Raw genomic sequence first — 25,888 nt, 5'->3', positions numbered from 1 at the left:
TAACCATTATAACCTTTCATCACTACCATCACCTTATTTACTGCACGATTCTTAATTTGGCAAATTTAAGCAACAATTGCTTCTGTCCCAATTCTTTGAACTGAATTGTGGCCTTGATGTCAGGTTTGTTGCCCTCCAGCTCTACGACCTTACCAAAGCCGAAGCGTTCGTGCTCCACTTCCATCCCCACCTGCAAGCCACTGGTATCTGAAGGGGCAAATCCCGCAGTAGGTGTATGGGCCTTCGGCAAAATGGAAGTCGTCTTGACCAGTTTAGGCTTGGGTTTGGAAAAAGTATCCTTCTGCTGCCAGGCTATCCTTTCTGAGCTGAATCCCATATTATCTTCTGCCATAGGTACCCTCGGTTTGAAGTCCAGCTCCAGACATGAAGGGTTCAGCTCATCCAAAAAACGACTGGGCTCACAATTGTTGAGCGTGCCCCACCTATATCGCGAAGTCGCATAGGACAGGTGCAGCTTCTTCTCCGCACGCGTCACCGCCACATAAAACAGCCTCCTCTCCTCTTCCAATTCCGAACGTGAGTTCAGCGAAAGTTGAGAAGGAAAAAGATTTTCTTCCAGACCGACAATATACACATGCGGAAACTCCAACCCCTTGGACGAGTGTATAGTCATTAAAGACACGGTATCCGCATTGGGATTTTTGTCATTATCATCGTTGGTCAATAGGGCTACGTCCTGCAAGAAGATATCCAATCCATGCTCCTCTATGTCTTCTCGTTCGGAAAACTCCTTGATCCCATTGAGCAACTCCTGTATATTCTCGTAGCGGCTCAATCCTTCTACCGACTTATCCTCGTATAAGTCCTTCAAAATACCTGAATGTTGAGCTATGTGCATCGCCGTATCGAAAGCATTGTGGCTATGGCCTACGGCTTGAAAACTCTGTATCATCAAGGCAAAATTGCCTACAGCAGCCGCACTTCTCCCGTCCAAAAACGTCTGGGCATTGGATACGACATCCCACAAGCGAAGCTGGTTTTGATCTGCGGCTACAATGATCTTTTCGACCGTCGTGTCCCCTATTCCGCGACGCGGATAATTGATGACTCTCTTGAGTGCCTCTTCGTCATTAGGGTTATAGGTCAGACGGAAATAAGCAATCAGATCCTTGATTTCCTTGCGTTGGTAGAAAGAAGTACCTCCATATATCTTGTAGGGCACCCCCAACTTACGAAGTGCCTCTTCCATCGCACGGGACTGTGCATTCGTACGGTACAGAATAGCAAAATCCTTGTATTGTAAACTTTTTAGTGATTTTTCCTGCACAATGTTTTCTGCCACAATCTTGCCTTCCTCGTTGTCCGAAAATGCACGGGCTACCTTGATCTTATCGCCATCTTCGTTATCGGAAAATACATTTTTTTCCAACTGGTTTTTATTGTTGGCAATGATACTGTTGGCAGCCTTCACGATGGTTTTCGTCGAGCGGTAATTTTGTTCCAGCTTAAAGACCTTCACATCGGGATAGTCCTTTTGGAAGTTCAATATATTCTGGATATTTGCACCACGGAAAGCATAGATACTCTGTGCATCGTCACCTACCACACAGATATTCTCATTGACCGCAGCCAAGCGCTTCACGATCAGGTACTGCGAAAAATTGGTATCCTGGTACTCATCCACCATCAAATATTTGAACTGATGCTGGTATTTGTACAAGGTCTCTGGAAATTTATTCAACAGCACATTAGTCTTGAACAACAGATCGTCAAAATCCATCGCACCCGCACGATAGCAACGTTGGGCATAGGTCATATAGATCTGTCCGAGCATACTGCGACCATTCTCTCTGTCCTCTGCCAGAATAGCCTCATTTTTATTGTATTCCTGCGGAGAGATCAAGTTGTTTTTTGCAGAAGATATACGTCCAAACACATGATTGACATTATAGAGCTTGTCATCGAGGTTCATCTCCTTCAGGATAGACCGAAGCAAACTCTTGCTATCATCTGTATCGTATATTGTGAAATTGCGCGGATAACCAATCAATTCTGCCTCTACCCGGAGTATACGTGCAAACACGGAGTGGAAAGTGCCCATCCAGATATTTTTGGCCTCGCTTCCCACCACTTTCATGATACGCTCCCGCATCTCCTTGGCAGCCTTGTTCGTAAAGGTCAGCACCAAGATATGGAAAGGATCCACACCTTTTCGTATAAGGTGGGCTACCCGATACGTAATAACTCTCGTCTTACCCGATCCTGCACCGGCTACTATCATGACAGGACCTTCGGTCTGCTCTACCGCTGCACGCTGTGAGGGGTTTAATCCTGCTAAATAATCCAAAGTGTCGTGTTTTTTATATCCGTTAAGAAATAGACTGCAAAGATACAAAATACATTCTAGAAATGCACGGATGTTTGCTATCTCCTTGCTATAAACATATCTTTAGCCTAAATTTTCAAGCGTATGAGACCTATACAGATCCTCCTCGCCTGTCTTGTCTTTACAAAGATACTCGGACAGCCACGAACTTCCAAACTACCGGAAGGTTTTGTTTATGTCACAGACAAAATAGACAATATCTTAGTCGACCTACGATATTGTGGGCACCACAATTTTGTGGGTGCACCCGTAGATGGCTATCATGAACCCAAGCTCATATTGACCGAAAAAGCTACAGAGGCACTGCAAAAGGTACAGCAAGAGCTCAACGGATCGGGATTAGGGCTGAAGGTTTTTGACGGCTATCGTCCGCAGACAGCGGTCAATCACTTCAAACGCTGGGCATTACAAATCAACGATACGATCGCAAAACCTGTCTTCTACCCGGCCATAGACAAACGTCTTTTGTTCAAAGAAGGGTATATAGCCTCCCGCTCCGGACATAGCCGGGGAAGTACGATAGACCTGACCATCATCGATCTATCTTCAGGAGTAGAAATGGATATGGGTGGAACCTTTGATTTTTTTGGAGAAAAATCCGGACATGTCTTCAAAGGTATTTCAAAAAAGCAACAGGAAAACAGAAAGTTCCTCAAGGTTATTATGCAAAAACATGGCTTCCAGCCTTATGACAAAGAGTGGTGGCACTACACTTTGATCGACGAATCTTTTCCCGACACTTATTTCGACTTTCCAGTAGAGTAATTTGTTAAGGGTAATTAGAGGAATAATATAGCCCCCTTTATTCTTATCAAATTAAAATTGGCGATTATATACTTTAGCAACCAGCCCGTCATTTCGACGAAGAAGGAGGAGAAATCTATGGATGAATTGGATTAATGTACTATCTGGCCATAGATTTCTCTTCGTCGTACCTCCTCATCGAAATGACGACAAAGTTTGGTTAAAGAAATATATAATTACCTTAAAATTATAAATAATAATACTAAAAATATTAGTATTTTTGTTTTACGATGGAAGAAAAGAAACACATCAAAGGCCGTGGAGCACAGTACAACCCACATAACAAGTTCAAAAAGGACATGTATGGCCAATACCATGTCGAAGGCATCGATGAGTGGGAAGAAGAAAACAAGAAAACCATTTTCATACCTTCATTGGCCAAAACACTGGTACACAAAGTAGATAGCCCCGATGTAGGTATGGGCTACTCCGCCAATCCTTATCAAGGTTGCGAACACGGCTGTATTTACTGCTACGCGCGCAATTCGCACGAGTACTGGGACATGAGCGCCGGCTTGGATTTCGAACAAAAGATCATTGTCAAGACCAATGCCGTGCAGTTATTTAAAGCGTTTATTTCCAAAAAGAACTGGCACTTTGACCCTATCCATCTTTCCGGCAACACCGACTGCTACCAACCTGCAGAGCGAAAGTTTCAACTGACCCGACAGATCCTCCAAACGGCATTGGACTACCAACAACCCATCAGCATCATCACCAAAAACAGCCTCATCCTACGGGATATGGATATTTTGAGCGGCTTGGCTAAAGACAACCTAGTCAAAGTATTCCTGTCCGTGACCACATTGAATGAAAAAACAAGGCTAAAGTTGGAACCCCGTACGGCTACCGCCCAACAGCGATTAAAAGTCGTCGCCGAGCTAAGCGCTCACGGCATCCCCGTAGGAATCAACATGGCACCTATCGTCCCCGGACTGACAGACCATGAGATTCCGGTAGTCCTCAAAGCGGCAAAACAACATGGTGCAATCTGGGCACACTACATCATTGTACGCTTAAATGGACAAATCGGGGCGGTTTTCGAAGATTGGCTTCATGCTTCCTATCCGGATAGAGCACAAAAAATATGGCACAGCATCCAAAACTGCCACCACGGAAAGGTCAACAACTCCACTTTTGGCGAACGTATGCGAGGCGATGGTAAAATAGCTGAAATCATCCGGGACAATTTCAAGTTGCATTGCAAAAAAAACAAGTTGAATCTCATCCCATTTGAATATGGAAAACCAGACCGAAACAGAAATAAGTCTATACAGCTATCTTTGTTTTGAAATAGGAGAAAATATCTGTTAAGCCAAAACTGGCACACAAGTCCGCTCGTGTGTCTAAATAAGAAGCGTTAAAAAAATGTTAAAAATCCAGAACAGCCTATATTGGCATCGTATTTGTTACTTTTTCAGTAATTCATATTTAGGTTAATAATTGGTTTGGTTAAAAAATCCTGAGGCTCCCCGCTTCAGGATTTTTTTTGAAGCTTTCCAGTTACTTACACCTCTACGGGATAATACACCTTACCCAATACGTCCATATCATCCAGATTGATCTCCTCCTCGAAAATACCAAATACTGCTGACCCCGATCCGGACATCGCCGCATACAATGCTCCTTTTTTATAAAGCGTATGTTTGATCTTTTCCACCAAGGGATACTTTTCAAAGGTACCCAACTCAAAATCATTGACCAGATGATATTTCCATTCCTGTATTGGTAGCCGGATAGCCCTCCGCAGATCCGCGGTTGGTGTCTGGGGAGTGATGTACTGGTAAGCTTCTGCCGTCGAGATATGGATATCGGGTTTGATAAGAACTATATAATAGGCCGACAAGTCGACATGTACGGATTCAAACGTAGTACCTATACCCGAAGCAAACATGGGTTGGTTATCAATAAAAAAGGGACAATCTGCTCCCAGCTGTGTAGCGTATGCTTTCAACTCCGTATTCGAAAGCCCCAATTCGTTCATCCCGTTCAGCAGTTTCAATACATGCGCACCATCCGAAGATCCTCCCCCCAAGCCGGCTCCTATAGGAATATTTTTCAGCAGATCGATCGTGACAGGCTTTAGGTCAAAGTCTTGCTGCAAAAGACGATATGCCTTCTCACACAAATTTTGACCATCCGACGGAATGTCCAGCCCCTGCGTCCGAAAACGAAATTCTTTCGATACATTAACTTCTATCACATCGTACAGTTTTACAGGGTAAAATATGGTTTCGATGTTATGATACCCGTCCTGACGTTTTTCTGTGACCAAAAGGCCTAAATTGATCTTGGCGTTGGCAAATGTAAGCATGCTACAAGGTAATAATTATTCCATATACCTGTCAATAGGCTGAGGTGTTTTGATTTTTGGAAGAAAATGGGGCTTTTTTTGAGAAGTAGTTGATGATAAACGGGGGATTAAATTATGCATTTTTATGCGCCTCTATCGCCGGCGCAGGGCGACTTAGTTATGTGTTCGTGTTTTTTTTCATAGGCACACATGCTTTCGCTTCGCTCAGGTTGGTTTGTCCCAAAGTAAGCAAAAGACAAGACTGTGATTAATTTGTTCCAGCCGCCACGCTCCATTCCCGAAGCGTCATACAAGGTCTCTAACCCACGATCCCCTCGCGCTGGACTGTGTATGAACTTGCATACTGCAAAGTGTAAGGCCGTCAAGACAGGATCTCCACGGGCTTGCTGTCCAAATGAATCAAGGTCGGTGGAGGATAGTGCTTCTTACTCTGGCTTGCAGATAACGTATTGATGTGCAGGTAAAGCTAACCGTTGTGGACAGCGCTCGCCCATTTCACCAGCATCGGCAGGAATAGCCCTGCAACGGGAGGCTGTGTGGTGGGATGCCCCTGGCTCTGTTCAGTCCGACGTCGTGGGATGAGCTATGGGGATGTTCGGACCAAGGGCAGCAGTTGCGGGGCTATTGAGCTTGTGGATGTGCGACAAGATGCCTTGAAATGGGCCAGCACCTTGGATACTTTGGTGCCTCCAAGTATCTGGCCCGTCTGGCCAAGAAGACGGAGAGGTGGTGCGGTCGCCAAAAGATAGAACTGTATAGATTATACGGGCATTTTTCCTAACAGCAATAAAATAACATTACGGAAACAGCTTTAGAAATTTTTTCCGATCCACTTTATAAAGACGTGCAGCACGATAGGACACACCTGTCTGGCATTCGTCCAGTTCCTTCAGATATCCCAAGTTGATTATTTTTTTCCTAAAATTCCGTTTATCCAAAGGCTCGCCCAAGATAGCCTCGTACACCTGCTGCAACTGCGTCAATGTAAATTTTTCGGAGAGCAGTTCAAATGGCGTCAATGTATAAGAAAGATTTTTTTTCAGTTTTTTCAGTGCCAGCCGAAGGATCTCATTATGATCAAAAGCCAGTTCGGGCAAATCACTTGTTGCAAACCATTTGGCCTGTCTCATATAATTGGTCACGGGTTTGACCTTGTTTTTCACCTCATCATACCGTACAAATGCCATGTAAGCTACCGTGAGGATACGTCCTTCAGGATGTCGCTTTACCCCTGCAAATGCCGCCAATTGCTCCAGATAAATATCTTTCAATCCGGTCATTTCGTAAGTGATACGTTTCACCGCATCTTCCATTTCTTCGCCCTTCTCCACAAAAAAACCTGGCAACGCCCACCAATCCTTGTAAGGATATTCGTTCCTTTCGGTAAGTAACACTTTAAGATGACCTTCGTGAAAGGTGAAAATCACACAGTCAATGGTAAAATACGATAGCAAAACCTTGGTATTAAAGTTATTATTTCTGTAAAAACTAAGCAATAATGGGCAAAATTAGTAAAAGAAGCAAAAAAAATGATCAAAAAATTTAATAGTGTAAAAAATACACACTATATTCGTATTCCACAATTTGAACGAATCTTGAAAAGTATAAGGAAAATAGGTGTTTTTACTTCAGGAGGAGACGCTCCTGGAATGAACGCGGCCATACGGGCCGTCGTTCGTACAGCGGTATACGAAGGCTTACAAGTGACAGGTATCTATAGAGGGTACCAAGGCATGATAGAGGCTGACTTTGTTGAGATGAATCGTAGATCCGTCAGCTCTATCATTCAAAAGGGCGGTACCATATTGAAATCTGCACGGTGTCCCGAGTTTAGGACCAAAGAAGGCCGACAACAGGCCTACGACAATATACTCCGCCAAGGGATTGATGCCCTAGTGGCTATAGGCGGCGACGGAACCTTTACCGGAGCAGATCTTTTCTCCACAGAGTTTGACGTTCCCGTCATGTGTATCCCTGGCACGATCGACAATGATCTGTATGGATCGGACTATACATTGGGATATGATACAGCCAACAATACAGTCATCGAAGCCATCGACAAGATCAGGGATACAGCTTCTTCTCACAGCCGGGTATTTTTTGTCGAGGTCATGGGGCGAGACTCAGGTTGTATCGCACTGAATGCCGGTGTGGGAGGTGGAGCCGAATCCATCTTGCTACCCGAAATAGATTCGGGCATAGAAGGACTGATCGAAGAACTTTCTTTGGCCAGAGAGAGACAGAAAAGCTCGATGATCGTCATCGTGGCCGAAGGCGACAAAAACGGGGGTGCATACAACGTCGCCAAGGCTGTGAAAGAAAAATTTGAGTATTTTGACGTAAAAGTTAGTATATTAGGACATTTGCAGCGCGGAGGCGCCCCCAGTAGCTTTGATCGGGTACTTGCGACCAGAATGGGCTACAAAGCTGTCAAAGAATTGCTAAAAGGCAATAACCGCTCTACTGTAGGTCTCCGTGGGACGGAGATCATAACTACTCCACTGGAAGAAGCGCTCTCCAACAAGGAATTCAAATTGGATGAAGAATTATTGGAAATTGCCAATATAATGAACAAGTAACAGATGATTTTAGTTATTTTCACAGGATCTCGATACGCCGACTGGCGGTTGGCCGAAAAAGGAAGGGTACTGCACGGTTTCAGGACTGCCGGTATCAATTCGTATATCCAGGATGAAAATTTCATCAATCAGTTATTAAATAAAAACACGGAATTGCTCTACAATGCCGAAAAGATCAAACGTATCTTTTTCTTCGGTGCGGGAGCTTCTTCCAAAGAAAGACAAGAAAAAATAGCCAAGGTATTCTCTTCGTTTTTCAAAAATGCCAGAGTCAAGATTTCCCACGATCTGGTAGCCTCAGCACTCTCTACTTTTGGAGATGAGAAAGGCATAATAGGTATTATAGGGTCTGGATCCAATGCTGCCTATTACACAGGCAGAAAGATCGTCGACAACAATTACGGATTGGGCTATATCCTGGCCGACGAGGGTTCTACCAATTGGCTGGCCCGAATGATGCTGAAAGATCTGCTCACGGACGCCATGCCCTCCGGCATCAAGGAAAAACTACTGGAAAAGCACCCTATCGATAGAAAACTCATTCTCGAACGTGTGTACAATAGCCCTAACCCCAATATCTTTTTGACCTCTCTGGCCGATTTTATTTTCGACAACAAAAGCGACCCTTACATTGCAGCATTGGTCAAGAGAGGGCTTAATCTGTTTGTAGACACGTACCTTCTCCCCTTGGCAGATCAATACCCCGATTCAACCATAAACTTTACCGGATCGGTAGCCCACAATTTTCCCGATTATTTGAGAGAGATCGGAAGCGAAAATGGTCTGCACATCGAGACAATCATCCGAGAACCCATACAGAACTTAATAAAATATTATATAAATAAAAATTAGTAAAATGAAAATTGGAATTAATGGATTTGGTCGTATTGGCCGACTAGCATTTAGAGCAGCAGTAAAACGTCAGGACATCGAAGTTGTCGGGATCAACGACTTGGTAGAGCCGGATTATATGGCATACATGTTAAAATATGACTCTACACATGGTCAATTTGACGGTACTGTCGAAGTAAAAGACGGCAATCTCGTCGTCAATGGAAAAACAATCCGTGTCACAGCCGAAAAAGATCCTGCAAACTTGAAGTGGAATGAAGTAGGTGCTGAGGTGATCATCGAATCAACAGGCCTTTTCTTGACACAAGAAACCGCACAGAAACACATTGAAGCCGGTGCAAAAAAAGTCATCATGTCTGCACCGGCAAAAGACGACACCCCTACTTTTGTCATCGGTGTCAACCACAACGAACTAAAAGCTGACCAACATATCGTGTCCAACGCTTCATGTACGACAAACTGCCTAGCACCTATAGCTAAAGTATTGAACGATAAATTTGGTATCGTCGAAGGACTGATGACTACCGTACACGCTGTGACAGCTACACAAAAAACAGTAGATGGCCCTTCCGTAAAGGATTGGAGAGGTGGACGCGGTGCTTACCAAAATATCATTCCATCATCTACAGGAGCAGCCAAAGCTGTAGGATTGGTATTGCCGGCACTAAAAGGAAAATTGACAGGTATGTCTTTCCGTGTACCGACAGCCGACGTATCTGTAGTAGACCTGACGGTACGTTTGGAAAAAAGTGCTTCGTACGAAACCATCAAAGCCGCGATGAAAGAAGCTTCGGAAGGCGAGCTGAAAGGTATATTGGGCTATACAGAGGATGATGTCGTATCGACAGATTTCTTAGGCGACGCGCGCACTTCTATCTTTGATGCCAAAGCCGGAATCTCATTGAATGACAACTTTGCCAAAGTGGTTTCTTGGTATGACAACGAATGGGGTTATTCCAACAAAATCATTGACCTTGCACAAGCAGTAGGCAAGTTTATTTAATAAACAAAGAGTCCCGAAAATTCGGGACTCTTTGTTTATTAATAATTCTGATGTATATACGTGACGATACGTGCCAATTCACGACGTACCACCGAAGCAGGTAGCACGAAATTATTGTTCAGAAAAGAAAATGCAAACCGCCGTCCCGACTTGGTGAGCAGATATCCCGATTGGCAATAGACTGAACTTAGTGTACCTGTCTTTGCCCATACATAAGGACCACTTTTATCTACTGTATAGGTCCGTTTGAGCGTTCCATCCACACCTCCTGCCGGAAAGAACATCCGCAATAGATACTCATCCCCAATTTCCTTTTCCAGCGTAAGCAATAGCGAGATCATACTATTTGGGGTGACCTTATTGTAAGTAGATAGACCACTGCCGTCAAAGAGACGGATCGAATCATTAAATTGGGCATAATACTGCTCATTCATTTCGTAGCGTAGCGAATCCGTCAAAAACGCATGAAATCGTTGGTGAGCAGCAACCATCGTCAGATGTTCGGCCAAAAAATTATCACTCGGCAACATCATCTCCCGAAGGACCCTATTTTTGGGAACAGAATATAAGGTCTTCACATCATCGGGTCGCAGATAGGAAGGCAACAGGACCACTTCCCTACCCAACGTGTCCGAAAGCAACTGTACAAACAGTGAATCTGACCAAAGGAAAGGCTTACGCGTTCTATAACTTTTGGGTATATTGGCATTGGATAGCTCAAATACATTGCTCCCTATCTGCCTGTCGATCGCAAAATGCCGGGTTGAAAACTTCCGCATAGCAAGAGCATGTTCGAAATAGCTTGGCATGGCCTTTATGCGACCTTCATCACTCCTAAAATACACCAGGTTACCATATATTGGAAAAGGAACGATATCCGTCTGATAATCATACTTGTAGTCCTCTATCGCCCAACCATTCCTGTAGCTCCCATCCACATTATCTTGTGGTACATAGTAGAGTGTTTTATCCGAATATTTCAAGAAATCATACACACGGCGATTGTCCAGCTTGGGGTGTAGGAATGTCGGATCTCCTGTTCCCCAAAAGATCAGTGAGTCTCCCCTTTCCACATATTCGATTCCCGGAATGGAATCACCAATATGCTTGAGCGCCGTAAACAACGTAAAGACCTTTGTATTCGATGCCGGAGTAAAGTATCTATCGGCATTCCGCCCATAGACCATGCGGTTACTGTCCAGATCATAGAGATTGAATCCATAATAATGTTTGTTGAGGATAGAAGACTGTACAAGCTCCTTGTCCAAAGCCTCAAACTCCTGTCCAAAGGAACTCCCCGGCCACAAAAGCAGCGAAGACGAGAAAACAATATAAAAGATACGAAACATCCGGCCAAAGTAAGAAAATAATTAAATAAACCCAACCTCAGACAGCCCTTATCAATACAAACCATGGCATTCCACATCTCGACAATAAACCGTATCTTTGCGCCATGATTAATGTATCCAATCTATCTCTTCGTTTCGGTAAACGTGTACTGTTCGAAGACGTCAATTTGAAATTTACGCCCGGCAATTGTTATGGTATCATCGGAGCCAACGGTGCAGGCAAATCTACATTTTTGAAAATTGTTTCGGGAGAAATAGACCCCAGTACAGGTTCGGTGTCCTTCACACCAGGAGAACGCATGTCCGTACTGAAACAAAACCACTACGAATTTGATGAATTCTCGGTCATTGAGACCGTCATGATGGGCAATCAAGATCTGTACAAGGTCATGAAAGAAAAAGATGCCATCTATATGAAGGAAGACTTTTCCGATGCAGATGGTGAACGTGCAGGAGAACTGGAAAGTATTTTTGCTGAAATGGATGGATGGAATGCCGAGAGCAATGCCGCCACCCTATTGAGCAACCTGGGCATACAGGAAGAACTGCATTACAAATTGGTCCAAGAATTGGACGGTAACGAGAAAGTCCGTGTCCTCTTGGCACAAGCTCTTTTCGGAAATCCCGACATCCTTATTCTCGATGAGCCTACCAACGATTTGGATATAAACACGATTGCCTGGCTGGAAGATTTCCTGGCCAGCTACGAAGCCATTGTATTGGTCGTCTCCCACGACCGTCATTTCTTGGACTCGGTCTGTACACATATCGTAGACATAGACTTCAGTAAGATGACCATATACACCGGAAACTATACTTTCTGGTATGAGTCATCCCAACTGGCGTTGAAACAACGTACCGACCAGAACAAAAAGATGGAGGACAAGGTCAAGGAGTTGCAAGAATTTATCCGCCGCTTCTCGGCCAATGCTTCCAAGTCCAAACAGGCTACATCTCGAAAGAAAGCCCTCGACAAGATCAACATTGAAGAAATCAAACCATCCAACCGTAAATATCCAGCCATCATGTTCAATCAGATGGATCGGGAACCGGGTGATCAGATTTTACATGTAGAAGGTCTGGGCAAAACGGTAAACGGCGAGGTTTATTTCAAGGATATTACCTTTATGATCAACAAAGGGGATAAGATCGCTGTACTTGCACCCAATAACCTGGTCACCACAGCTTTTTATGATATCATCACAGGACGTGATACAGATTATTCGGGCAACTACAAGTGGGGAATCACGATCACGCCAACCGATATGCCGATCGACAACTCTTCTTATTTCGAAGGCAACAGCGAAAATCTCGTGGACTGGTTGAGAAATTACACGTCCAAACCGGAAGCAGATGAGCAGTTCATTCGTGGATTTTTGGGAAAAATGTTATTTTCGGGTGAAGAAGTCATGAAAAAAGTATCTGTACTATCCGGTGGAGAAAAGATGCGTTGTATGTTTTCAAAAATGATGTTGCAAGGAGCCAACTTCTTGATTTTTGACGAACCGACCAACCACTTGGATCTGGAATCCATCACCGCTTTGAACAACGGCATGAAAGATTTCCGCGGTTCTATCCTGTTTACCTCGCGTGACCACGAGTTGACCGAAACCGTTGCCAATCGCATTATTGAATTGACACCAAACGGTATCATCGATAAGCTGATGACCTACGACGAGTATATCAATTCAGATGTTGTCACGGCACAACGTGAAGAGATGTACAGGACAAAGTAATACAATTCAAACCTATAAGGTTCTTGAAAACCTTATAGGTTTATTATACGGAATACCATGAAATTCGGAAAAGTAGACGATCCTTCGCAGATTGATTTCAGCATACCGCCGACCGCACCGGAAACGCTAGCTCTGCTGCGCAAGCACAAGAGCGACAGACCTATGGAAGTCTATGTGGGCTGCGCCAAATGGAACAAAACCGATCTCAAAGGTTTCTATCCCAGAGGTACCAAGGACGAATTGGCTTACTATTCCCGACAATTCAATGCCATTGAGCTGAATGCCACATTCTACAATTCGCCCTCCAAACAACAGGTAGAAACATGGAAATCGAAAACACCGGCAGATTTCAAGTTTTTCCCCAAGATACCACAATCCATCAGCCACTATAGCCGATTGCTGAATACAGAGGAACGGGTCAAGGAATTCGTGGACGCCACTTCCTTGTTTGACGAACAGTTGGGTATGGCCTTTCTGCAAATGATCGACAATTTCAAACCGAACAATTTTGATCGCCTGGAAAATTTCCTAACAGCCTTCCCCAAAGGTTATCCATTGGCCGTAGAGGTACGCAACGAAGAATGGTTTTCCAATATCGAAATTGCTGAAAAGTACTATAAATTACTAGAAGACACCGATAAAACCAATGTACTCGTAGACACCGCCGGACGTAGGGATATGATGCACATGCGGTTGACGACACCCACAGCCTTCATCCGCTACGTCGGTGCAAACCACCCTTCGGACTATACACGGCTCGAAGATTGGATAGATACAATTATCGAGTGGAAAGAAGCCGGATTGCAACAACTGTATTTCTTCATCCATCAAAATGTAGAAGTCGAATCTCCTCTCCTCGCCGCTTACTTTATCGAGCGGCTGAACAAAGCTATCGGCACCAATCTGCACATTCCGCAGAAACCCGATTCAGGAAAAGCACCTACATTGTTTTAATAAGATATATCCGTAGAGACGCAATGCATTGTGTCTCTACCAAAACTGTTCCCCCTTCCTAATCCCACAAAAACAAAACCTTTTCCCACTTTCTTTGTTTTATACATACCTAGCAAAATATACAGTAAACAGCTATCTAAACCGTTTACTTATCTTGTATTTTCAAACTGTATGCGTAATAAAAGAACAATAATAATCTCAAACCGACTCCCTGTCCGTATTGAACGGCACGAACAAGAACTACATTTTATCCCAAGCGAAGGAGGTCTGGCCACCGGCCTCGGTTCCATCTACCGGCAAGAAGGCAACATATGGATAGGCTGGCCAGGCTTCGTGGCCCAAAACGAACAAGAAGAGGCTCTCGTCCATCAAAAACTAAGCGAACTCAATCTGGTCCCTGTATTTCTCACCGAAGAGGAAATCCAAGGGTACTATGAGGGTTTTTCCAATGAAGTGCTGTGGCCCATCTTTCACTATCAACCCTCCTATGCCGTTTACGACAAGGACAATTGGATAGCCTATCAAAAAGTCAACGAAAAATTTGCACACGTACTCTCAAACCAGCACCCTGAAGATAAAGATGAGGTGTGGATACACGATTACCAATTGATGCTGTTGCCCCAACTCGTTCGCAAAACCCATCCCCATCTGGCTATAGGCTATTTTCAGCATATCCCCTTCCCTCCCGACGAGGTCTTTCGAAGCATCCCGTGGCGGGACGAATTGCTCAAAGGCCTTCTGGGAGCCGATCTGATTGCTTTCCATACCTACAACGACACCCAACATTTTCTCAATGCCTGTACACACATCTTAGGACTGTCCATACAAAACAACTGCCTGCACAGCAATGGCCGCAGTGTGTTCGTCGAGGTCTATCCCATGGGCATAGACTTTGACAAATTCAATGATCTGGCCCAGAGTGAAGCTGTACAGACGCGGGCCAGGGAAATCAAGGAATTCTACCGAAACCGAAAATTTATCTTGAGCATAGACCGATTGGACTACAGCAAGGGTATCATCGAACGCCTGCAAGCCTACGAAAGTCTATTGCAGGAATATCCGGACCTGCATGAACAGGTCATGCTCTATATGCTGGTCGTCCCTTCGCGTGATACTGTACCTCAGTACAAATTGCTGCGCGACGATATAGATCGTATGGTCGGACATATCAACGCTGTCTATGGAACCAATACATGGATTCCCATCGCCTATTTCTACAATTCTTTTCCGGTCGAGGAACTTTCCGCCCTCTATGTTGCCGCCGACATCTGTCTGGTCACATCGCTCCGCGACGGCATGAACCTGGTCAGCAAAGAATACATCGCCAGCAAGGCGCATAGCGCCGGCGTACTCGTCCTCAGCGAATTGGCGGGAGCATCCAAAGAGTTGTTAGGGCCTCTCCTCGTCAATCCCCATTCCATTGAGCAGATCAGGGAAGCATTGAAAACAGCCATAGAAATGCCCGAAGAGGAACAGCGTACACGCTTGAAGGATAGCCTGGATATTGTCCAAAAATTCAATATCCGACATTGGGTAAAGATATTTTTCAACCGTCTGCGAGAAATCAAAGGCATACAAAAGCAGGAAATGGCCCGACAGGTTAGAGCCGAAATCCGTGAATCTATTCTACAACATTACAAAGAATCCAAAAAACGGCTGTTTTTCCTTGATTATGATGGCACGCTGATCGGTTTTCACAACGATGCCGAAGCGGCCTCACCTACGGCAAACCTGTATCATACCCTCGATCTGCTGCAAGCAGATCCGGCCAATCAAATCGTCATCATCAGCGGTCGTCCACATGAGACCCTCCAACGTTGGTTTGGAGACAGGGATTATTACCTGGTGGCCGAACATGGCGCATGGACCAACTATCCCGATTTTCATTGGCATACCAAAGACCATATCTCCACCCGTTGGAAAATCCCCGTACAGCATATCATGAACAAGTTTGCCAACCGTACCGCCGGAGCCTTTGTCGAAGAGAAAAACTACTCTCTGGCATGGCATTACCGTAAAGTACAGACCGGACTTGGCCAGTCCCGTTCGCAGGAGCTTATGGATAGCTTACGCTACCTCATACCCCATCATGGCCTTCAACTATTGATGGGCAATAGAGTCATCGAAGTCAAAAACAGCGAACTCAACAAAGGCAGGGCAGCGATGGAAATCGTCAACAGCTACCATGCCGACTTCATTTTTGCCATAGGTGACGATGCGACCGACGAAGATATGTTTCAAGAACTCCCCGACACAGCCATTACCGTGAAAGTGGGCAGCAAAAAATCAGCAGCACAGTATTACGTCGAGGATCAGGAAGAAGCTCTTCTGCTGATCGAACATATCGCCAGTATCAGCAGACAGCCCGGCAACACCGAGACAACGTCCATTAATCATTAAAATCAAAAAGATGCAAACACCGAATAAACATGTCTACAACAGTGGAATTGTAGGAAACTGTGCCTATATCGCACATGTCGAAAAGAATACGAACATCAGTTGGCTGTGTTGGCCATCATTTCAGGATTCCTTTGTGTTCGGCGGACTGCTTGACAAAGGGATGGGCGGTCAGTTTTCTATTTTACCCCATACGGACATTCTGGACAGCACACAGTATTATCTGGAAAATACAAATATTCTATGCACTGTCATTGAAAGCAAGGAAGGCAGCTATCGGGTCACGGACTTTGCCCCCCGCTTCGAACAGTACGAACGCTATTTCAAACCCCTCATGCTCATCCGAAAGATAGAGCCTGTCAGCGGACATCCCCGTATCCGGGTCACATGTACACCAAAGTACCACTACGGACAGCAGGATTTTGAGAAATACCGGGGCAGCAACCACATACAATTCGAACATGGAGACATCAAAATGCGCTTGGCTACCAATATGCCGGTGAGCCATTTCTTTGATGATATCCCCTATGTACTGAGCAAGCCTATCTACCTTGTGCTCACCTACGGCAGCCCTTTTGAAGCGCCTATCGAACGCACATCGGAGGATTTTCTCGTACGCACCAAACTGTATTGGCAAAAATGGGTAAAAAATGCCTCTATACCCTCGTTTTATCAAAAAGAAGTCATCCGTTCGGCTTTGGTACTCAAACTCCATCAATATGAAGATACAGGAGCCATCATCGCGGCGAGCACCACGAGCCTTCCCGAATCTCCGGGAGCGGGGCGCAACTGGGATTACCGCTATTGCTGGTTAAGGGACAGTTATTATGTACTGACAGCCTTGAGCCATATCGGTCATTTTGAAGAAATGGAAAAATATGCTTCCTACATCGCCAACATCACGCAGACCGACACCGGAAGGCTCCAACCCCTCTACGGTATCATGGGAGAGAACACATTGACCGAAGATATCCTAGACTATCTGCAAGGATATCTCGGCAACCAACCGATCCGTATCGGCAACCAAGCCTACGAGCATATCCAAAACGATGTGTATGGACAGGCACTTATCGCCTTATTGCCACTATTTACCGATCATCGCTTTCGGCATCAAAACCTGTCCGTCACCAAAACCTGGACGACCTATATCCTACAAAAGATAGAAAATACCATAGACGAGAAAGATGCCGGGATATGGGAATTCCGCAATTTTGAAAACCGTCATTGCTACTCCAACCTTTTCCAGTGGGCTGGTGCTACAGCAGCACTCAAGATCGCCAGGCAGTATGGGTTTGATGATATGTTGGAAAAGGCCCGAATGCTACAACAAAAGGCCATACAGCACATCGAAAGCTGCTATGATCCCCAACGACAGGTCTACACCAATGCAACGGATAGCGACAATCTCGATGCCTCGACATTGCAGCTCATTATGATGAACTACCTGGATCCTAGCAGCGAAAAGGCAAAAAGACATCTGGAGCAATTGGAAAAAGAGCTCAAAGGCGAGCATGGACTCTTTTATCGTTATCTCCACCGTGATGATTTCGGTAAGCCCAAGGCGACCTTTTTGGTCTGCGCCTTTTGGTATGTCGAAGCATTGGCCTGTGTAGGCCGATTGAGTGAAGCACAAGATGTCTTCAAGCAACTGCTCTCCTTTGCCAACCACCTCATGCTCTTCAGCGAGGACGTCAACGAGCAGGATGGCAGCCAATGGGGCAATTTCCCGCAGGCCTACAGCCATGTCGGGTTGGTCAATGCTGCCTATCGCATTGCGATGAAACTGGATAGCCCGGTATTTTTTGAGAGCCTGTATGAATAAGGACTATATAACCTTGCGAAGTTTTCTAACACTTCGCAAGGTTATGTCTACTCCACTTTCACAAACAAATAAATTTCCCTAATTTGGAGGAGATTTGCAAAACCATGGCTAAGATTTTACTGCTTTTTCTATACATACCATTTGCTTGCGTTCCTCTCTATGCCCAACAGAAAGTAGAAGATACACAAGATTGCGAACAGGTGACCAAGACAGCCTTAGAACAGCTTGTCCCTATTTTTCAGAAAAATGATTTTGAAAACCTGGAAAGTGTTCTTAATACGATCCAAAGCACCTGCGGCGAAAATGAGCTTACCGAGCGCCTGCGTATCCTATGTACATTGATCGAGAAAAAACCAACAGATAGTATTATTGGAAATTACATCCTAAAAGGGCACAAAAACACATTGGAGGTACGGTGGAAAAGTTCAGCGGACAAAAACTATGCACAGATATATACAGAGCACAAGACTGTATTTAACTTCATTCCGTTAAGGCATACCATTGATTCACTGACCAAAATCAAGGCTCTGGCCTTATTAAACTCACCATATTACGAACTTAATGAATTGGAGAGGCCTATTGTTCTTTTATTGGCAGATCATGTAGATGAGATTTATCAAGTCCGGCACGAAAAAGTTCCAAAATCAGCCTATAGGAATAAAAGCTCCAATGGTATTAGCTTCTATGCCGGAGCCGAGTTGCCATTGACAAGTATGTACCCCCTGTTTAAGACAAGTCCTACCTTTGGCATATTCTTTTCTTCCAGACTTTCCAATCCTGTCCTTGTTGAATTAGGAATGAAAATACGCTTTAACAACAAAGAAAACAATGAATTTGAGTATTTGCTGCACAACGAAGTAGAAGTAACATCCTCTGAGTACAGTGTTAATCTAGGTGGAACGGTAGGCTACAAGGTTTTTGATAACAACAAAATTATTGTCTCTCCCAAGATAGGTCTATTTTGGGACATGACAGAAACAGGAGTAGGACGGTTAACCACAACGCATTACACGGATGAATATGGGGATCCCTACGAAGAAGAGTCCGTACAGATGTATCACATCAATACGATGCGTACTACTGTCGCTTTGGCTGCCATGCACCATCTCTCCGGAAAAACCTATATCGGATTGGAAGCAGCCTATCATTATGTCCCTTACCATTGGGATAAGCACCTCTTGACACGTATGCAATACAATTACGGCAGTCTGCAATTATTTTTTAGATTTTGATAAGACGGAGATTTGCAAAATTGCCAAAACTTAGCAAGTCTATATTAATCCGTAACTTTATACAAAAAAACAAGCTATGAACCGTAAAAACACAATCTCCGAGCCCCCTTATCTTCCTGTCGCTTGGGAATACCGGGAAGTCATCGAAGAAGCCATCCAAAAGGGCACCCAAGGCAAGATATTCTTTTTCAATCAGGACAATCAGGTCGATGAAGCAATCGGTATGGCCATAAAATTGGCCGAAGAAAAAAACAAAGGCGTATTTGTTGTGTTAGATACAGGAATCAAAATAAGAATCGACAGGATCATTACGTTATTTGGCAAGATAGGTGCGGCATATCACGAGTATGATGCATACGCCAATGCCTGTATGGACTGTACCGGAGGAGTTGAATAATGGATTTAAAATCAAATGAGCCATTCTGGCTGGTCAAAAATGGACTGCTGCACAGCTATCCTTCCCTACACGACGATCTCACGTGCGAAGTACTGGTCGTGGGTGGGGGGATTACAGGGAGTCTCATTGCCCATCAATGCGTCAAAGACGGGTATGCGACAGTATTGATAGACAAGCGTGAGGTATGCAACGGGAGTTCGTCTGCCACCACTTCCATGTTGCAGTACGAAATAGATACACCCCTATACAAACTGATAGAGATGATTGGTGAAAAAGGGGCAGTGGCCAGTTACGATGCCTGTAGCAAAGCCATAGATGATCTGGGCAAGATTTCCAAAAAGATAAAATCCGAAGCCGGGTTTACAAAAAAGAATTCGCTGTATTATGCCGCCCGAAAAAAAGATATAGCCTGGCTCAAAAAAGAATTTGAGGCACGGAAAAATATCGGCTACGATGTGAAATGGCTGTCGGAAAATGAGATCCTCACAAAATACGACATACACGGTTCCTATGGCGGCATACTGTCCACACAAGGAGGAAGTGTAGATGCATTTCGCCTGGCCCATGAACTGTTACGATACAATAAAAAAAGGGGCTTACATATATTCGACAAGACTGAATTGGTAGATGTGACCTACAAAAAGGGATATAACCAATGTACAACTGCCTCAGGAGCCATTATCAAGGCCAAAAAGATCGTGTACTGTGTAGGCTACGAAAGCGCTCTTATGATCCCGGAAAAATTTGTCAATCTATTGAGCTCATTTGCCATCGTTTCGGAAATCAACAAAAAACTATACCTACAACACAAAGATATATTGATCTGGAATACATCAGAACCTTATCTCTATATGCGTACGACAGACGACGGACGCTTTTTGATCGGAGGCGAAGACGAGGAATTTCAAAACCCTCCAAAACGGGATGAGATGATCGGCAAAAAAGAACAAAAACTAAAAACAGCTTTTCACAAGATATTCCCCGACAAAGAGTTCCATGCTGACTTTGCCTGGGCAGGCACTTTTGGCGAAACTAAAGACGGACTCCCATATATCGGCGAGCACAAGGATTTCAAGAACTCCTATTTCGTATGTGGCTTTGGGGGCAACGGCATCACCTTTTCTGTCACAGGAATGGAAATGGTCTCAAAATGGCTACAAGGCAAAAAACACCCGCTTTCCGAATACTTCAGGTTTGGAAGATAGATTACAAAAGAAGGCCCGACAGGATTCTCAAATCCTGTCGGGCATCTCCTTCAATCATCTTATTTTTTACCAATAAATGGTATACAGCGCTGTCACGATAATGATAACGACCGCTGACCCAATAATAAATGCCGGATGCGCCTTGAACATTTTCGAATCGACTTCCAATCCATTAGGCACTACTCCTCTTGCATTGTCGATCTTACTGATGATGACCATACCGATGACACACAGCAAGAAAACAATCGCCATACGATCTATAAAAGGAATTTCGTACACACCCTGCGCATTAGGTACGGCAAAATTGATAGCCGACAAGAATTCCAGATCCATCAATTGACCTGAAAATTTCAACACGACAGAAAATATAAAACCACCGACGGTCGCAAAAAGAGCGGCATTGGATGTCGTCTTTTTCCAGAAGAAACCGAGCAAAAACATCGCAAAGATACCCGGTGAAACAAATCCCGTGTACTCCTGTATGTATTGGAAGCCCTGCTTGCCCTCACCCATCAGTGCATCTCCTACAATCAGCGCCAATAATGTCCCCAGCAACAGGGATACGACGACCGTGACTTTACCCACATTGACCAGTCGGGTCTCGCTGGCATTCTTATTGAAAGCCTTTTGATAGATATCCAATGTAAATATCGTAGCGATACTATTGGCCTTACCCGCAAGCGAAGCGACGATAGCCGCTGTCAATGCTGCAAATGACAGACCTTTCAATCCGGTAGGCAATAAGGTCAGCAGAGCCGGATAAGCCTTGTTTGGATCCTGCACACCTGCACTCGTCAACAGACTGTCGGCACTGATCGCTCCCATATCATTCTTGATAATGTAATACACCGCAATACCCGGTATCACGACGATCAATGGCATCAAGAGCTTTAGGAAAGCAGCAAACAATAAACCATTACGAGCTGTAGGGAGGGATGCCCCCAATGCACGCTGTGTGATATATTGATTACACCCCCAATAACTCAGGTTGGCGATCCAAAGCCCACCGATCAATACGCTCAGCCCCGGAAGATCCATATAATTTTTATTGTCGGGTTCAAAAATCATATCAAAGTGTTCCGACGCTCCTTTCTGCAGATTGTTAAACCCGGCCCAAAGTCCATTCCCTTCGGAAATAATATCCAAAGCAATATACACTGCCACAAGTCCACCAATGATCAATACCAACACCTGGATGACATCCGTATAACCGATTACCTTCATCCCTCCGAGCGTGATGAAAATCGCAAATATAGACAACAAGATAATACATGTACCGATACTGATCCCCGATATGCCACTGATGGCCACCGCACCCAGGTACAGGATAGACATTAGATTGACCACAATATACAGCGCCAACCAAAATATAGCCATGATCATGGCGACGGTCCCGTTATAACGCTGATTCAAAAACTGCGGCATCGTGAAGATCTTGTTCTTGAGATAGACGGGCATAAAGAAGATAGCCACGATAATCAATGTAATCGCTGCCATCCATTCGTAGGCCGCTATGGCCAGCCCCATCTGATAGCCCGATCCGCTCATCCCGATAAACTGCTCGGCCGAAATATTGGAAGCGATCAGCGAAGCCCCGATAGCCCACCAAGTCAACGATCCTTCCGCCAAAAAATAGTCCTTCGAATCGACCTGTGCAGCCTTCTTACGGTAGTAGATATACAAACCATAAGCGACAACAATAATGAAGTACAATCCGAAAACAATAAAGTCTTTTGTTGTTAGAAAACTGTTCATATAATAACACTGTGTTTATAATTGGGATAAATGTAAGAAACAGAAATGAATAATTGTTATAATTACACTTATTTTTTGGAAAAAGTTTAAAAAGCATTCAAAAAGCCATCGGATCCGGAATACGACCCGATGACTTTTTGCTCTTAAAAAGTTATTCTCCACTTTCTTTGGCGGCCAGATACCGTTCAGCCTCCAATGCGGCCATACAACCCGTACCTGCTGCCGTGACTGCCTGGCGATACACATTGTCCTGCACATCCCCGCAGGCGAAAACACCGGGGATATTCGTTGCCGTCACATTCGGCTTTGTAATCAGGTATCCCGTTTCATCCATATCCAATATACCTTTGAACAGTTCGGTATTCGGCGTATGACCTATGGCCACGAAGAAACCTGTGATATCCAACACGTTCTCTTCCTGCGTCTTGTTGTTCTTTACGCGTACACCGGTCACGACCTGTCCATCACCTAGGATTTCCTGTGTTTCGGTATTATAATGGATTTCGATATTGGGTGTGTTCAGCACACGGTGTATCATAGCTTTGGAAGCGCGGAATTCATCCCGACGAACGAGCATATGCACCTTATTACACAATTTGGCAAGATATGTCGCCTCTTCAGCAGCTGTGTCTCCAGCTCCGACAATAGCGACGTCCTGCCCTTTGAAAAAGAAGCCATCACACACGGCACAGGCAGATACCCCAAAGCCATTGTATTTCTCCTCCGATTCCAAGCCAAGCCATTTGGCCGTAGCACCTGTCGCGATGATGACCGTATCCGCCGTCACAGTCTTCGTACCGTCGATCACGACCGTATGTATTCCCCCATCCTTCGAAAAGTCTACTTTAGTGGCATAACCAAAACGAACTTCAGTACCGAAACGTTCGGCCTGGGCACGAAAATCTTCCATCATCACCGGACCTGTAATGCCTTGCGGGTATCCCGGAAAATTATCTACTTCTGTGGTTTGTGTCAATTGACCTCCGGGAACGATCCCTGTATAAACAACAGGCTTGAGATCAGCCCGTGCCGCATAAATCGCTGCTGTATAGCCTGCTGGACCAGACCCTATGATCAAACACTTTAAATGTTCTATTTCTTGTTCTGCATTCATATCTCTTTGGTGACGTATTTTTATTTTCCGAATTTAGATTGTAAGTCTTTCAGCATATCCACCGTAATGGGCTTGGCTGGTTCCTTTTTTTGTGCCTTTTCCGTACGCTGTACAGGAACGGTTGTCACAGGCTTATTTTCCTTTTTACCGTCCCGAAACTGCTTCCACAGATTTTCCAACACCTTTTTGGTGTACAACGGAAAATCCCCGTTCTGCATCCATGCATAGTAACTGGGCTCTACTTCGAACACTTCGGAGACAGGTCTCCCCTTGTGTTTACCAAAATTGATGACCACCCGCCCATCCTCATTGTACACCAGCCTACCCGCAAAATCTACGGGCTTGGATAAGTTGGTAAAATCGTGCAAGGCCTGTACATCATTGACAACAGGGTAAGATACCTCCCCGTGTTTGTCTTCGAAAGGTGCACCTTCATATTTGACCAATTGGGCTTTCAGCACCTCGTAGGTCGCACGCACATCCGCCTCGGCCTGATGCGCATTGTCCAGATTTTTGTCGCAATAAAAACGATAAGCTGCCTTCAATGTACGTTGTTCCATTTGATGGAATATATTCTGCACGTCGATAAACGAACGTCCCTCCAACGAAAAGTTCACACCTGCCCGTAGAAATTCTTCCATGAGCATAGGTACATCAAACTTGTTGGAATTGTAGCCGGCTAAATCCGCATCTTCTAAAAAGAGTGCAACTTCTTCAGCCAGATCCTTGAACGTCGGGGCGTCTTTAATATCCTCGTCGTAGATCCCATGAAACATGGAAGACTCCGGAGGAATAGGTCTTCCGGGGTTGACTTTCTTATTATAGACCTGCTCCGAACCATCCGGCATCACTTTCAGGATCGCGATCTCTACGATATTGTCCACAGCTACATGCACACCTGTCGTCTCCAGGTCGAAAAAAGCCAATGGTCTTTTGAGTTGTAATTTCATGGGGTAATAATAACCAGAATATTTAAGCCGCTAATCTACGAATAAGCTTCCGTAACACCATGAAAACAATGTAAAATATTAGAGGAATCGGCTCTTAATTTCTGACAAGAAGAAATGGACGTATAACCTATACAGTTCTATCTTTTGGCGACCGCACCACCTCTCCGTCTTCTTGGCCAGACTGGCCAGGTACTTGGAAGCACCCAAGTACCCAAGGTGCTTGCCCATTTCAAGGCATCCTGTCCCACAATTCCAACGCTCAATAGCCCTGCAACTGCTGCCCTTGGTTTTGTCTCCCTAGGGCTTTTGCCCTCAATCCCATCGACAAAACTGAACGGAGCCAGGGGCATCCCGCCGCATAGCCTCCCGTTGCAGGGCTATTCCTGCCGATGCTGGTGAAATGGGCGGGCGCTATCCACAAAAGTTAACTTTACCTGCACATCAATACGTTGTCTGCAAGCCAGAGTAAGAAGCACTAACCTCCACCGACCTTGATTCATTTGGACAACAAGCCCGTGGAGATCCCGTCTTGACGGCCTTACACTTTGCAGTATGCAAGCCATACACAGTCCAGAGCGGAGGGTTGTGTGTCGGAGACCTTGTATGGCGCTTCGGGAGTGGAGCGTGGTGGCTGGAACAAATTAATCACAGTCTTGTCTTTTGCTTACTTTGGGACAAGCCAAAGTAAGTCGCCCTGCGCCGGCGATAGAGGCGCATCAAATAAATCTCCATTTAATTTAGACCATTGCCCTGTCAAAAATGTGCAACATGCATCTTAAAGCCTACTAAGGTTTCCAAAAACTATAAGTTTAATACTCCACAGAAATAATCGAGGACAAAGGAATCAACACGCCATTCTTAATCTGTATATATTTATCCGTCAAAGACCATACCGTCGTTTCTACCCGCTTAGGGCCATCGTCTGTCTGAAAAACGATACAGACTTTTGCCTTAAATTCATTACCCAAACGCTGGGCATCATATAATTTGTTGCTGAGCTCTTCTGCTCTGTTACGCTCAGCGGCCACTATCTTGTAATTGCTTATACTTTCTTTTTCTATCAACGTACCTATCATAA

The 25,888-nt window shown here is 44.8% G+C and carries 22 protein-coding genes; 13 read left to right on the top strand and 9 right to left on the bottom strand.

Annotated features, from left to right (window positions below; translation table 11 throughout):
* Positions 1-37 precede the first annotated feature (37 nt).
* Complete coding sequence (locus G5B00_RS14720) at positions 38-2,308, bottom strand: ATP-dependent helicase (RefSeq protein WP_163877042.1); 2,271 nt, start codon at positions 2,306-2,308, stop codon at positions 38-40.
* A gap of 123 nt (positions 2,309-2,431) precedes the next feature.
* Here G5B00_RS14720 and G5B00_RS14715 point away from each other — a divergent pair, with 123 nt between their 5' ends.
* Both G5B00_RS14715 and G5B00_RS14710 read left to right on the top strand, forming a co-directional pair.
* A complete protein-coding gene (locus G5B00_RS14715; protein WP_163877039.1) occupies positions 2,432-3,112 on the top strand; it encodes a M15 family metallopeptidase in 681 nt (226 codons plus the stop codon).
* A 269-nt stretch (positions 3,113-3,381) separates the two neighbouring features.
* Positions 3,382-4,443 (top strand): PA0069 family radical SAM protein, encoded by a 1,062-nt coding sequence (locus G5B00_RS14710; protein WP_163877036.1) that lies wholly within the window; start codon positions 3,382-3,384, stop codon positions 4,441-4,443.
* Between the two features lie 215 nt (positions 4,444-4,658).
* On the opposite strand, the gene ispE is transcribed toward G5B00_RS14710, so the two are convergent.
* Positions 4,659-5,465: a 4-(cytidine 5'-diphospho)-2-C-methyl-D-erythritol kinase gene (ispE, locus tag G5B00_RS14705; RefSeq protein ID WP_163877034.1), complete on the bottom strand. Its 807-nt coding sequence runs from the start codon at positions 5,463-5,465 to the stop codon at positions 4,659-4,661.
* Between the two features lie 473 nt (positions 5,466-5,938).
* Between ispE and G5B00_RS14700 the strand changes: the two genes are divergently transcribed.
* On the top strand, positions 5,939-6,214 hold the full coding sequence (locus G5B00_RS14700) for a hypothetical protein (protein WP_163877032.1): 276 nt from the start codon (positions 5,939-5,941) through the stop codon (positions 6,212-6,214).
* 48 nt (positions 6,215-6,262) lie between these two features.
* Here G5B00_RS14700 and G5B00_RS14695 read toward each other — a convergent pair whose 3' ends face one another.
* Positions 6,263-6,892 carry an NUDIX hydrolase gene (locus G5B00_RS14695; RefSeq protein ID WP_317168852.1) on the bottom strand — a complete coding sequence of 210 codons (630 nt, stop codon included), beginning with the start codon at positions 6,890-6,892 and terminating at the stop codon, positions 6,263-6,265.
* A 168-nt stretch (positions 6,893-7,060) separates the two neighbouring features.
* Between G5B00_RS14695 and pfkA the strand changes: the two genes are divergently transcribed.
* From pfkA to gap, 3 genes are read left to right on the top strand one after another with little or no spacing between them, the layout of a single operon-like run.
* On the top strand, positions 7,061-8,044 hold the full coding sequence (pfkA, locus tag G5B00_RS14690; RefSeq protein ID WP_163877144.1) for a 6-phosphofructokinase: 984 nt from the start codon (positions 7,061-7,063) through the stop codon (positions 8,042-8,044).
* 3 nt (positions 8,045-8,047) lie between these two features.
* Positions 8,048-8,896 (top strand): hypothetical protein, encoded by an 849-nt coding sequence (locus tag G5B00_RS14685; protein ID WP_163877026.1) that lies wholly within the window; start codon positions 8,048-8,050, stop codon positions 8,894-8,896.
* Between the two features lie 4 nt (positions 8,897-8,900).
* Positions 8,901-9,899 (top strand): type I glyceraldehyde-3-phosphate dehydrogenase, encoded by a 999-nt coding sequence (gene gap / locus G5B00_RS14680; protein WP_163877024.1) that lies wholly within the window; start codon positions 8,901-8,903, stop codon positions 9,897-9,899.
* Positions 9,900-9,937: 38 nt separating this feature from the next.
* On the opposite strand, the gene G5B00_RS14675 is transcribed toward gap, so the two are convergent.
* The gene (locus G5B00_RS14675; protein ID WP_163877022.1) at positions 9,938-11,248 is read right to left on the bottom strand and encodes a D-alanyl-D-alanine carboxypeptidase; all 1,311 of its coding nucleotides are present in this window, start codon (positions 11,246-11,248) and stop codon (positions 9,938-9,940) included.
* Between the two features lie 104 nt (positions 11,249-11,352).
* Here G5B00_RS14675 and G5B00_RS14670 point away from each other — a divergent pair, with 104 nt between their 5' ends.
* The 7 genes from G5B00_RS14670 to G5B00_RS14640 all read left to right on the top strand — a co-directional run bounded on the left by G5B00_RS14670 (position 11,353) and on the right by G5B00_RS14640 (position 20,991).
* Complete coding sequence (locus G5B00_RS14670) at positions 11,353-12,984, top strand: ABC-F family ATP-binding cassette domain-containing protein (RefSeq protein ID WP_163877019.1); 1,632 nt, start codon at positions 11,353-11,355, stop codon at positions 12,982-12,984.
* 57 nt (positions 12,985-13,041) lie between these two features.
* Positions 13,042-13,938: a DUF72 domain-containing protein gene (locus tag G5B00_RS14665; protein ID WP_163877015.1), complete on the top strand. Its 897-nt coding sequence runs from the start codon at positions 13,042-13,044 to the stop codon at positions 13,936-13,938.
* Between the two features lie 171 nt (positions 13,939-14,109).
* Positions 14,110-16,338 carry a bifunctional alpha,alpha-trehalose-phosphate synthase (UDP-forming)/trehalose-phosphatase gene (locus tag G5B00_RS14660; protein ID WP_163877012.1) on the top strand — a complete coding sequence of 743 codons (2,229 nt, stop codon included), beginning with the start codon at positions 14,110-14,112 and terminating at the stop codon, positions 16,336-16,338.
* A 10-nt stretch (positions 16,339-16,348) separates the two neighbouring features.
* Positions 16,349-18,157: a glycoside hydrolase family 15 protein gene (locus tag G5B00_RS14655; RefSeq protein WP_163877009.1), complete on the top strand. Its 1,809-nt coding sequence runs from the start codon at positions 16,349-16,351 to the stop codon at positions 18,155-18,157.
* A gap of 104 nt (positions 18,158-18,261) precedes the next feature.
* Complete coding sequence (locus G5B00_RS14650) at positions 18,262-19,389, top strand: hypothetical protein (RefSeq protein ID WP_163877006.1); 1,128 nt, start codon at positions 18,262-18,264, stop codon at positions 19,387-19,389.
* 76 nt (positions 19,390-19,465) lie between these two features.
* Positions 19,466-19,786 carry a hypothetical protein gene (locus G5B00_RS14645; protein WP_163877003.1) on the top strand — a complete coding sequence of 107 codons (321 nt, stop codon included), beginning with the start codon at positions 19,466-19,468 and terminating at the stop codon, positions 19,784-19,786.
* Positions 19,786-20,991: an NAD(P)/FAD-dependent oxidoreductase gene (locus G5B00_RS14640; RefSeq protein ID WP_163877000.1), complete on the top strand. Its 1,206-nt coding sequence runs from the start codon at positions 19,786-19,788 to the stop codon at positions 20,989-20,991. Before G5B00_RS14645 ends, G5B00_RS14640 begins: the two co-directional genes overlap by 1 nt.
* Positions 20,992-21,057: 66 nt before the next feature.
* Here the strand turns inward: G5B00_RS14640 and G5B00_RS14635 are convergent, their stop codons facing one another.
* From G5B00_RS14635 to G5B00_RS14615, 5 genes are all read right to left on the bottom strand, one after another.
* Positions 21,058-22,746: a sodium:solute symporter family transporter gene (locus G5B00_RS14635; RefSeq protein ID WP_163876997.1), complete on the bottom strand. Its 1,689-nt coding sequence runs from the start codon at positions 22,744-22,746 to the stop codon at positions 21,058-21,060.
* Between the two features lie 151 nt (positions 22,747-22,897).
* The gene (gene trxB, locus G5B00_RS14630; RefSeq protein WP_163876994.1) at positions 22,898-23,860 is read right to left on the bottom strand and encodes a thioredoxin-disulfide reductase; all 963 of its coding nucleotides are present in this window, start codon (positions 23,858-23,860) and stop codon (positions 22,898-22,900) included.
* A 20-nt stretch (positions 23,861-23,880) separates the two neighbouring features.
* Positions 23,881-24,810 (bottom strand): 3'-5' exonuclease, encoded by a 930-nt coding sequence (locus G5B00_RS14625; RefSeq protein ID WP_163876991.1) that lies wholly within the window; start codon positions 24,808-24,810, stop codon positions 23,881-23,883.
* 137 nt (positions 24,811-24,947) lie between these two features.
* On the bottom strand, positions 24,948-25,160 hold the full coding sequence (locus G5B00_RS14620) for a hypothetical protein (RefSeq protein ID WP_163876989.1): 213 nt from the start codon (positions 25,158-25,160) through the stop codon (positions 24,948-24,950).
* 459 nt (positions 25,161-25,619) lie between these two features.
* The coding region (locus G5B00_RS14615) for a hypothetical protein (protein ID WP_163876986.1) at positions 25,620-25,888 on the bottom strand (269 nt) is incomplete at its 5' end.

This window comes from Parapedobacter sp. SGR-10 (assembly GCF_011030405.1).
In the GTDB taxonomy this organism is placed as follows: domain Bacteria; phylum Bacteroidota; class Bacteroidia; order Sphingobacteriales; family Sphingobacteriaceae; genus Sphingobacterium.
Note: the sequence above shows the minus strand (reverse complement) of the source record. Positions and strands in the feature narration are given on the sequence as shown.